General features: G+C 36.4%; 9 protein-coding genes and 1 tRNA gene. All 10 read left to right on the top strand.

What is annotated here, in order from left to right; genetic code table 11:
- Nucleotides 1-51: 51 nt before the first annotated feature.
- The 10 genes from CJ191_RS01035 (at nucleotide 52) to CJ191_RS00990 (ending at nucleotide 11,106) form a co-directional block, all read left to right on the top strand.
- Nucleotides 52-122: transfer RNA gene (locus tag CJ191_RS01035), tRNA-Gly, on the top strand.
- A 122-nt stretch (nucleotides 123-244) separates the two neighbouring features.
- Nucleotides 245-904 carry a ribonuclease H1 domain-containing protein gene (locus CJ191_RS01030; protein ID WP_102198699.1) on the top strand — a complete coding sequence of 220 codons (660 nt, stop codon included), beginning with the start codon at nucleotides 245-247 and terminating at the stop codon, nucleotides 902-904.
- A 63-nt stretch (nucleotides 905-967) separates the two neighbouring features.
- Nucleotides 968-1,426: a signal peptidase II gene (lspA, locus tag CJ191_RS01025; protein ID WP_102198698.1), complete on the top strand. Its 459-nt coding sequence runs from the start codon at nucleotides 968-970 to the stop codon at nucleotides 1,424-1,426.
- Nucleotides 1,427-1,453: 27 nt separating this feature from the next.
- Nucleotides 1,454-2,410, top strand: a complete 957-nt coding sequence (locus tag CJ191_RS01020) for an RluA family pseudouridine synthase (protein ID WP_070469146.1) — start codon at nucleotides 1,454-1,456, stop codon at nucleotides 2,408-2,410.
- Between the two features lie 78 nt (nucleotides 2,411-2,488).
- A complete protein-coding gene (locus CJ191_RS01015; protein ID WP_003141045.1) occupies nucleotides 2,489-2,719 on the top strand; it encodes a YneF family protein in 231 nt (76 codons plus the stop codon).
- 174 nt (nucleotides 2,720-2,893) lie between these two features.
- Nucleotides 2,894-4,663, top strand: a complete 1,770-nt coding sequence (locus tag CJ191_RS01010; RefSeq protein WP_102198697.1) for an ABC transporter ATP-binding protein — start codon at nucleotides 2,894-2,896, stop codon at nucleotides 4,661-4,663.
- Nucleotides 4,650-6,461, top strand: a complete 1,812-nt coding sequence (locus CJ191_RS01005) for an ABC transporter ATP-binding protein (RefSeq protein WP_102198696.1) — start codon at nucleotides 4,650-4,652, stop codon at nucleotides 6,459-6,461. Before CJ191_RS01010 ends, CJ191_RS01005 begins: the two co-directional genes overlap by 14 nt.
- Nucleotides 6,451-7,125, top strand: a complete 675-nt coding sequence (locus CJ191_RS01000) for a lysophospholipid acyltransferase family protein (RefSeq protein WP_102198695.1) — start codon at nucleotides 6,451-6,453, stop codon at nucleotides 7,123-7,125. The genes CJ191_RS01005 and CJ191_RS01000 overlap by 11 nt, the downstream gene beginning before the upstream one ends.
- 69 nt (nucleotides 7,126-7,194) lie before the next feature.
- Complete coding sequence (locus CJ191_RS00995; RefSeq protein WP_102198694.1) at nucleotides 7,195-7,686, top strand: AI-2E family transporter; 492 nt, start codon at nucleotides 7,195-7,197, stop codon at nucleotides 7,684-7,686.
- Between the two features lie 219 nt (nucleotides 7,687-7,905).
- Entirely contained in the window at nucleotides 7,906-11,106 is a 3,201-nt protein-coding gene (locus CJ191_RS00990; protein ID WP_102198693.1) for an SNF2-related protein, read from the top strand.
- Nucleotides 11,107-11,201 lie beyond the last annotated feature (95 nt).

Below are 11,201 nucleotides of genomic sequence, written 5' to 3'. Positions count from 1 at the left end.
TGCAAAATGAATACAAAGGGTGCTATAATATCTTTTGTATTAGTTTTGCATGCGGGTGTAGTTTAGTGGTAAAACCATAGCCTTCCAAGCTATCGTCGCGAGTTCGATTCTCGTCACCCGCTTATTAATTTAACATTATCACTGTTGATAAGATGGTGAACAAAAAGTGGGGCTTAGGTCTCACTTTTTTTATGCTAAAATTTAAAAAACAATTAAGTAAGAGAAAGTGAGTGGCCTACAAAAGATGGCAAAATTTTATGCGGTTAAAAAAGGTAAAAAGCCAGGTATCTACAAATCTTGGCTGGATTGCCAAGAACAAGTTAAGGGTTTTTCAGGTGCAATATATAAGTCGTTCGCTAGCCTAGAAGAAGCGGAAGCTTTTATCAAAAGTGGGTCAACTTCAGTATCAAAGGCTTGGCAGGATGAAGAAGTCCGGTGGCTGAATAAAGATGGTAAAAGCGAACAGGAAGATGGCGATACCATGATCGTTTATGTGGATGGCTCATACGATAAAAAATCTGGTTATTTTGGCTATGGAGGTGTAGTCTTATATCAGGATACGAAGAAGACTTATAAAGGTGGCCGCAATACTGAGGGCTTAGCCAAGATGCGCAATGTTGCTGGTGAAATTATAGCAGCTATGCACGCTGTAAAAATCGCCCGAAATGCAGGAGCTAAAAGCGTCATCATTTATCATGATTATATGGGAATTGCAGAATGGGCATTAAAATCTTGGCAAGCTAAAAATGAGAATACTAAGGCTTATCAGGCGTTCATGCAAGAACAAGCTAACGATTTAATTATCGGTTTTGTAAAGGTACAAGCCCATACTGGTAATCGATACAATGAGGAAGCTGATCAGTTAGCTAAAGATGGGATTCTCCAAGCTTTATCCGCTAATTAATTATGATAAATAAAGGTAAAATAAAAGAATAAAATATATCAGGCTAAGGCCTCAGGAGGATGTATGTTACTGAATTATCTATTAATCGCCATTTTAGTTGGTATTGACCAAATTGTGAAGTATTGGACCGTGACTTCTTTTGCTGTAAATGAGGGTCAAGATTTTATTCCTGGTATCCTCTCCTTTTTCTACATTCAAAATGATGGGGCAGCTTGGGGGATCTTTTCAGGGCAAATGTGGTTATTTTATATTATCACGGTAGCAGTTGTTGCAGTTTTAATCTATATGTTACACAAGGAAGGTAAAGTTTCTCGCTTATTATCAATAGGTTTATCCTTTATGATTGCAGGTGCGTTAGGTAACTTTATTGATCGACTTCATTTAAACTATGTAATTGATATGTTTAGATTGTCCTTTATCGATTTTCCCATTTTTAATATCGCCGATGTTTGTTTAACAATTGGTGTCATCTTAATGATTGTATATATGGCGATTACACCGGAAGATCAATTGGAAAAGTAAAACCAGTAACAAGTAAGGAGCAGTATTTTGACAGAAGAAAAAAACACAGTATATAGCTATACATATGAGGGTGAGGCAGGCTTACGATTAGATCAGTTTGTTACTAATCAATTTAGTGATGAGAGTCGTACAACCATCAAAAAATGGATTAAGGAGCAATTAGTAACGGTGAATGATAAAACCGCTAAGGCATCTCAAACATTGATGACTGGCGATATCGTTAACGTACAAAAGCCAGAGCCAGTGGAAGCAGATGAGTTTAAACCAATCGCTGAGCCGATGATTTTAGATATCGTTTATGAAGATGATGATATTTTAGTGGTAAATAAACCTGTTAACCTCGTCGTGCATCCATCAGTTAACCACCCAACAAATACCTTAGTAAATGGTCTACTATACCATGTGCAAGAGAATGGTTCCCAACTAGCTATTGGGCGTGAATCATTTAGGCCAGGTATTGTCCACCGATTGGATAAGGATACAACGGGTTTATTAGTTGTAGCTAAATCACAACTAGCACTTGAACGTTTGAGTGAGCAAGTAGCGAACCACGAAATGACTCGTATTTATACTGGATTAGTATATGGAGAAATTTTTGAAGCTGGTGGAACGATTGATGCGCCGATTCGTCGCCATGAAAAAGATCGATTAAAGTTTGAAACGAATGAAGCTGGTCGCCAAGCGATTACACATTTTACTGTAAAACACCGTTACGTGGGTTATACACTAGTGAACTTCCAATTAGAAACCGGAAGAACACATCAAATTAGAGTCCATGCTAACTTTATCAACCATCCAATAGTTGATGATCCTTTATATGCAAGACAATATAAAGAGCGATTTTTCAGTGAAAATGGACAATTATTACACGCACACCATTTAGAATTAGACCATCCAGTAACTGGTGAGCATCTGGTTTTTGATGCCGAACTACCAAGTAGTTTTCAAGCTGTATTGCATCAGTTGACATTTAAGGGTGTTTAATTTATGAAAAGCTTTGCAAATGGGTGAATACTTTAGTAAAATTTTATCTTGTAAACGTATGAGAGGAGTGTAGAAACTATGCTAAGTACAGGAGCTTGGATTTTAATCGTAATTATTGCAGCGATTTTGGGCGCTGTTGGGGGATTCTTTATTGCCCGTAAATATATGGTCAACTATTTTGAAGAAAATCCGCCGATTTCTGACGATATGATTCGTTCAATGATGATGTCAATGGGTCAAAAACCATCAGAAAAACGTGTGCGTCAAATCACACAATCTATGAAAAAATCAAACAAAAAATCTAAATAACTAGATTAAAGCAACAAGATTCGCTTTATATCTGCAATAGCCTCCGCAGCTCATTTGGCTTGCGGAGGCTATTGCATTGTCTAACCAAATTTTTATTTTACCGACAAGTGTTAATTTTCGCAATTGGTCAAGATTTGTTAGATAATAAATAGGAATGTGTTTAGGAGGGAAGAAATGTTTTCAATTTTTAAAAAATTGGGTTGGTTTTTTAAATTGCGGTGGAAGAGCTATGCTTTTGGGATAGCGGCATTAGTCACCTGTGCGATTCTATCAGCTATGACCCCTAAGATCGTAGGGAATATGGTTGACCAATTGGCGGCAGGATCTTTAACTGGGCAATTATTAATCACTCAAATAGGTTTAATATTATTATTGGCTATTATTATGTATGTGCTTCGCTATAGTTGGCGATCGATTATTTTTGGGAATTCGACTTTATTAGAATCGATTATGCGTAATCGTTTGTTTAGTCATTTTACAAAAATGGATGCTACGTTTTACCATAAATATCGTACGGGTGACTTGATGGCACATGCTACAAATGACTTGGCTGCCTTACGTTTTGTTGCTGGTGGCGGTATTCTAACTTTAACTGACTCTATCTCTATTTCGGTAGTGACATTGTTCTCTATGTTTGTCTTAATTGATTGGCAGTTAACTTTAGTCACTATTTTGCCGTTTCCTATCTTAATAGTGGTAGCACGGGTGTTAGGACGCATTATCAACCAACGTTTTCGTAAATCATTAGAAGCTTTTTCAAGTTTAAATGATGAAGTGCAAGAAAATGTGTCTGGAATGAAGGTAATCAAGACATTTGGTGAGGAAGAAGATTATTACCAAGATTTTGTTGAAAAGACTGAACAAGTTGTTGAAATGAACCGAAAAGTTTATCAAGCAGATGCGGCATATACACCAATAATTGAAATTATCACTGGTTTAACGTATGTATTAACGATATTTTTTGGAACTTATTTCATCCAAAGTGGTCGGATTACTGTTGGTGACTTAATAGCCTATATCTCATATTTATCTATGATGGCTTGGCCATTAATAGCAGTTGGACACCTAGTAAATACACTTGAACGAGGAAATGCATCATGGGACCGGGTATCTGAATTGTTAGATGAAGTACCAGCAATTACTGAGGTAGACCAAGCGATTACTACGTCAATTAAAGGTGATATTCATTTTGATATTAAAGAATTCGCTTATCCCGATGATGGTAGCATTAAATTATCAGATACGACTTTCCATTTGAAAGAAGGGAATACACTTGGAGTGGTTGGTCGAACAGGTTCAAGCAAAACGACGATTTTCAAATTGTTAATGCGTGATTATGATCAATATGATGGTCAGATTACTTTCGATGGAAAAGATATTAAAGATTTTAGTTTAAACACACTTTCATCAGCTTTCGGTTATGTACCACAAACGAATTTCTTATTTTCTAATACGATTTTAGAAAATATTCGTTTTGGAAACCCTAGCCTGACGGAAGAAGAGGTAATTCATTATGCCAAAGTGGCAGATATTCATGAAGATATCATGAAATTCCCTGAAGGTTATCAAACAGAAGTTGGGGAACGTGGTGTATCGCTATCTGGGGGACAAAAACAACGGATTGCAATTGCTCGAGCATTAGCTGTTGACCCTGAATATTTAATCATGGATGACTCGCTATCAGCAGTAGATGCACAGACTGAAGAAAATATTTTAAGCAATTTACGTAAAGAACGAGCAAATAAAACAACGATAATTGCTGCGCAAAGATTGTCATCGGTCATGCATGCAGAAGAAATTATTGTAATGGATAGAGGTACTATTATTGAACGTGGGAAACATGACGAGTTAGTTGTTGAAGATGGTTGGTATGCACATACTTATAACCAACAACAATTACAAAGAAAAATTACTGAAGGTGGTGATACTGATGGAGAAAACTAATCAAACAAAGTTTTCACTGGCTGACCAGGTCCGTATTTTTAAAGGGATTGTTGGCTTTGGAAAACCACACTGGCTACCTTTTACTTTATCATTTGTGGCAACAGCTGTCGTAGCTGGAATTTCTGCTTATTTACCCATCGTGATTCAACGATACCTAGACCAGGTATTAGCAACTAATTCAGCCACTTTACCAGTGACGATCCAGGTAGCTGCATTTTATTTTGGGTTAACTTTATTAAAGGTGGCGGTGTATTACTTTAGAGATTTCACTTTTAAGTTAACAGCTGAAAAATCAGTTGCTGATATGCGTAATACCCTTTATAAAAAAGTTGTTCATCTAGGTATGCGCTATTTTGACCAAATACCCAATGGGTCAGTCGTTTCTAGAGTGACGAATGATACAGAAACAATTAAAGAATTTTGGCAGGTATTCTTATCTTTCTTTGATGGTTTATTAAATATTGTAGCTATTACCTATGCCATGTTTACTTTAGACGCAGGATTAGCCTTAGTATTTATGGCCTTTGTTCCTGTCATGTTAGTTTTAATTTACATTTATCAGCGACAATCTACTTATGTTTATGGTCGTATGCGAGTTGCTTTATCTACTTTGAATGCTAAATTAAGCGAATCTATTTCTGGAATGAATATTATTCAAAATTATGGTCAACAAGATCGATTAATCCAAGAATTTGATGATGTAAACCAAACTTATGTAAGAGCTAGAGTAGGTATGTTTAAAATGAACGCCTTATTATTACAACCGGCTATTAACTTACTTGAAGCAATCGCCTTGGTACTCGTTTTGTATATTTTTGGTTTTCAAGATTTACAAGGTGTGGCCATTAACGTAGGCGTTGTTTATGCTTTTACATCTTACGCTAAATCATTCTTCCAACCGATGGGACAAATGATGGATTCGTTGTCAATTTTCCAAGATGGGATGGTATCTGGTTCGCGGGTTTTAGATTTACTGAATAGTCAGGAAATGGCACCAGTATCAAATAAGGATGCGAGCGGTAAAGTAACGGATGGTCATATCCAAATAAAGGGGTTGTCTTTCTCTTATGATGGAAAGAAACAAGTGCTCCATGATATTAATATCGATATTCAACCGGGACAAACAGTAGCCTTTGTTGGTCAAACGGGTTCAGGTAAATCATCCATTATTAATGTTTTGATGAGATTCTATGAGTTTAATCAGGGAGAAATTTTAATTGATGGACAGTCTATTAAAGATATTCCTGTGACGCAGTTAAGAGAAGATATTGGGTTAGTTTTACAAGATTCGTTTATGTTCTATGGAAATATTGCAGATAATATTCGTCTACACGGAGATTACAGTATTGATATGGTTAAGGCTGCAACACAATTTGTGAAAGCAGATGCTTTTATTGAATCCTTAGAAGATGGTTATCACGCTAAAGTAATCGAAGGCGGTGCAGCTTTTTCTACTGGACAAAAACAATTGTTATCTTTTGCAAGATCAATATTAAGAGAACCTAAAATCCTCGTATTAGACGAAGCAACTGCTAACATAGATACTGAGACAGAGCAGAAAATTCAGTCTGGATTATCCAATATGCGATTAGGGCGAACAACTATTATTATTGCGCATCGTTTATCGACAATTAAATATGCAGATCAAATTATCGTATTGAAAAATGGTCAAATCATCGAACATGGTAACCATGACGACTTGATTGGACAAGGTGGCACATATTATAATATGTATCAGTTGCAGACCTATTCGGATGCACATCAAGATTTAGGTGAAGGGGAAACTGATGATTTATAATATTTTATTAACTTTGGTAGGATGGTTTATTGGTATAATCAATGGACCAACTCAAATTGATGTGGATGAGGCATTCGATCCAAAAGCTAATTATTTAGTGGTTGGGCCACATCGTTCAATTCTTGATCCAATTTTCATCGCTTTAGCTCTACGACCAAAACAAGTAGCCTTTATGGCAAAGAAAGAATTGCTAGCTAATAAATTTTTAACTTGGTTTTTTACTACAATCAATGTTATTCCGGTTGATCGTGAAAATCCTAGTCCATCTTCAATAAAAGAAGCAGTCCGTACGATTAAATCTGGCGAGAAGTATGTAGGTCTATTTCCTACTGGTTCTCGTTATACGGATGAAATTAAAGATGGGGCGGTTTCTATGGCTAAGATGGGTAAGGCTGAAATCTTACCAGTCAATTACCAAGGACCTATTCAAATTCGTGATTTATTCTCTTGGAAAAAAGCTAATAGAGCGAAAGTTCGTGTGGGCAAACCTATTCAATTGCCTGATGTTAAACGGTTAACTGAAGAAGATAATAAGGCTATCAACCAATCTATCAAAGAGGCTTTCATCGAAAATGACCGTATTTTAGATCCAAATTACCATTATGATTTGGCAGGCGCTATAGCAAAACGTGATGCTAAGAAGGCTAAGAGAGCAGGAAAATAATTTATCACATTTTTAATGCGTGTCCTGTCAACCAATAGCAAAAGCGATTATGTAAGAGAGGTCGATAAGATGACAAAAGCTACATTTTGGAAACAAGTTTTCTTGCACACGATTCAAAATATTAAGCTGTATATAGGTGCTGAAGCTAAGTTGTTACTTTTAACAGTGGTTATTTATGGGCTAGGTTTTTGGTTATTAAACATCCAATGGGCTTTGCTGATAGCCATTGGTATCAGCTTGGTAGCCTTATTACCCGTAATTGGTGCTGGCGTGGTCTTTATTCCTTGGATACTGATTGAGTGGCTACAAGGGGAAACGCAAGTAGGATGGTGGCTATTTGCTATATATTTAGGTGTTGAATTATTGACTGAAGTATTACAACCACTTTTAATTGGTAAAGATTTAAAATTACCGTTTTGGTTACCGATAGTGATCACGTTAATGTGTACAATTGCCTTCAATTTATTTGGTGTAATGGTAGCGGGCATTCTGATACCTTTTATTTCGGCATATTTTCAAGTAAAGGCACTTGAACGTGCTGAAATCTATGATGAAAAATAATTTATTGAAGAGATCTGTGAGTCCTTGCAGGTCTCTTTTTGATTATTCATTATGAGCAATACAGCAATAACTTTCTGACTTAATTTATGTTAGTCAGAAAATTTTGTCCTTTTTCAGTTAGCGGAGCTAAGCCACTGGCTAAACATATGAATTTCTAAGGAAGTTTGATATAATACATGAATGAATAAGCGACAGATTCAGAATTTTGGGGTGTATGATATGAAGTGGAGTATTCCAAGTAAGCTAATCGAGCAAGGTCGTGCTTTGGTGAAGGAAAACCGAGTACTGAAAGTAGTGCCAGATGTTGAAAATACCCTTTGGCGTGCAGAAGTGCTTGATGATGATACGTATACCGTTATCTTAGATGGAACTGCTAAAGAAGAGGATGTTTGTCAGTGTCAAGTATTTCAAAAAAAAGGCTACTGCGAACATACAGTAGCTGTAGAGCTTTTTTTAAGAGAGATGGGTATGACACGTGTTCACCAATTTAATGAGGAATTGAAACGCTATCCGGAAGTGGATGACGAGGCGGAATTACAAGTGAATGAAGTCCTTGAAGGCTACTTAAGTCACCGTCAAGTGACGAGTCCCGTGAAACGGTTACCACGGTCTAGTCGGGTAAAGGTTACTTTAGAAGTTCAATTTGATGAAGTGAGGCCCTATATTATATCTTACGAAGATATTGCCTACTTACGTATCCGGGTTGGCGTGAATAACCTGTATTATGTAACAGATATGGATAATTTCTTCCAAGCTGTTATTCAAAATACGCTGTATATTCTACCGAATCGAGATCGTGAGGAAATATGGCTTTCACCTTCAACTCTGGGGCAAGAAACTTATGACTTATTAGTTGAATTAGCCAATGCTTATAATCTACGTAATAAGTGGTTATTGCTAGTAATGAATACGCCAGAAAATAAAAAGAATACGCAACGCTTTTATTTGATGAGCGAAGAGTTAGATCGTTTGAAAGCATTATATAAGGCTGACAACCGGATTAGTATTCGTTTTAAATTGGATGGAAACTCGATTAAACCAACTTTTTCTAACGATAAAGCTTTGATATTTAGCCTGCAAAAGGATAATGACTTATACCATTTAACCTGGGATCAATCGGTTAATTGGTTAGCACAATATGGTTTATTAATTCAAGATGAAACGTTTTATGAAACAACGCAAGATAGTAACTTCTATGATGATTTAAGATTTTTACAAAGTTTCTTTGCTGAAAATGACTATCAAATTAGTTTGTCTGCGGAAGAAATGACATACTTTATCAGTTTATTTGGTCGTACATTAATGGCCTATAGTGAAATTGATCAGTTGGAAGAATACTTTGACTTGTACCAAGAGGATTTACAAGTTCACGTAACTTTGGATGTTGAAGGAACCGATTTATATGTCACTCCTGAATATCAATATGGTGAATTTCTGGTATCTGATGATGCGGAGAATCAAGTCTTACCTGATGAGGATATGGTTTTAATTCGTGACTTCTCTGGAGAAATAACTGTTGAAAATACCTTGAAAGCTTTAGGTTTTGTAGATGAAAAAGGTGCTTTTGTTCAAAGTTTCGATAACTTGACTGAAATAATGATGAACATTGAAAACTTTGCCCACTTGTTTATTGGTCAATGGGACATTAAATATGGAAAGTTTTTACGCAATGTTTATGATAATAAGGTGAATGCCACTGTTAAGATGACACCAAGTGATGGTAGTCGATTTCTGTCAGTTGATTTTGTACTATCCGACGTTGAGCCGGTTGAAGTAGACCGAATTTTAAATGCAATTATGGAAAATGAAGCTTACATTCGCTTACGTGATGGCCGCATAATTGATGTTCAAAACACGATTGATGATGAGCAAAAACGCATGCTTAAACAAATTACTGCAGCGAATAGTGACTGGCAAAATGGTGATGTAGTACCAATTTTTCAAACGTTGAGATTCCAAACATTAGTTGATGGTAATGAGGTTTTTGAAGAATTTTACGATGATATCGTCAGAGCTAAAGATAAACCATATACACCATCACCTAATTTGAAAGCTACCTTATCTGACTATCAAGAAACATCCGTAAAATGGTTTAGAGGTTTAGCTAAGTATCAATTAGGTGGATTATTAGCAGATGAGATGGGTCTTGGGAAAACTGTTCAAACGATTTCCTTTATCCTAGATTATATTGAAAACAATCCTCATGAGAAATCTTTAGTATTAGCACCAGCATCAGTACTATATAACTGGGCCCATGAGTTTAAACGATTCACCCCTAGTTTGAAAGTAGCGGTAGTAGATGGCACAATTGAAGAACGAGAAGCAATTCGACGAGATGAAAAAATTGATGTTTGGTTGACTTCCTACCAATCATACCGAAACGACCAAGAAGCCTATCAAAAGATTAACTTGGATATCCTAGTGTTAGATGAAGCGCAAGCGATAAAGAATGATAATACAATTCTCTATCGGTCAGTAAAAAAACAAGTAGCAGCTATGCGAATTGGCTTGTCAGGTACACCGATGGAAAACAACTTGAATGAATTTTGGGCACTGATGCAAATTATTGTTCCAGGATTACTGCCTAACAAACATGACTTCCAAAAATTATCAGTAGTGGAAGTTGGGCGAATTGCTAGTCCATTTGTTCTACGCCGTACAAAAAATGATGTGGCCCTTCAACTACCACAAAAAACTGTTACTGATCGCTATAGTATGTTGGAACCTGAGCAAAAAAATATTTACTTGGCTTACTTGAAGAAAATTCAAGATCAGTTAAACAATGACTCATCAAATGCGGGTCAAATGCATATGGAACTTTTGGCAGGTATTACGCGCTTACGACAAATTTGCTGTCACCCACGCTTAGTGAAAAATGATTATACTGGTTTATCTGGCAAATTTGAGTACTTTAAAATTATGTTGAAGCGTGCGATTGAGTCTGGTCGCAAAGTGCTTGTGTTCTCGCAATTTACAAGTATGTTGGATTTGATGTCTGAATATCTAGCTGATGAGGGTATTGATTACTATATGATGACAGGACAAACCAATAAAAAAGACCGTCAAGAGCAAGTAGAAGAATTTAATACTGGGGATAAATCAGTCTTTTTAATTTCATTACGAGCTGGGGGGGTAGGGATCAACCTAACGGGTGCAGATACTATCTTCTTATATGATTTATGGTGGAACCCAGCTGTTGAAGAGCAAGCTATCGGAAGAGCGCATCGGATTGGACAGAAAAAAGATGTTGAGGTAGTACGTTTCATTACAGAAGGAAGTATTGAACAACGGATTGCAGAACTTCAAGAAGAAAAACGATACTTATTTGAGCAATTATTTGATGAGAGAGACCAAGCAACTAGCCAAAGTTTAAGCTTGGACGATTTAAAATTTATTCTTGGGGTCAGTCAGGCCTTGTAAATGAACATATCAGCTATATCGTGTTTCTACTTTTTCAAAAAAAGATTGCAAAAGGTGGTTGTATATGGTAATATATCCGAGTGTCGAATGACACA

Origin of the sequence: Aerococcus viridans, assembly GCF_002871935.1 — a bacterium.
Classification (GTDB): domain Bacteria; phylum Bacillota; class Bacilli; order Lactobacillales; family Aerococcaceae; genus Aerococcus; species Aerococcus viridans_B.
This window is presented reverse-complemented; position numbering and strand designations above follow the sequence as displayed.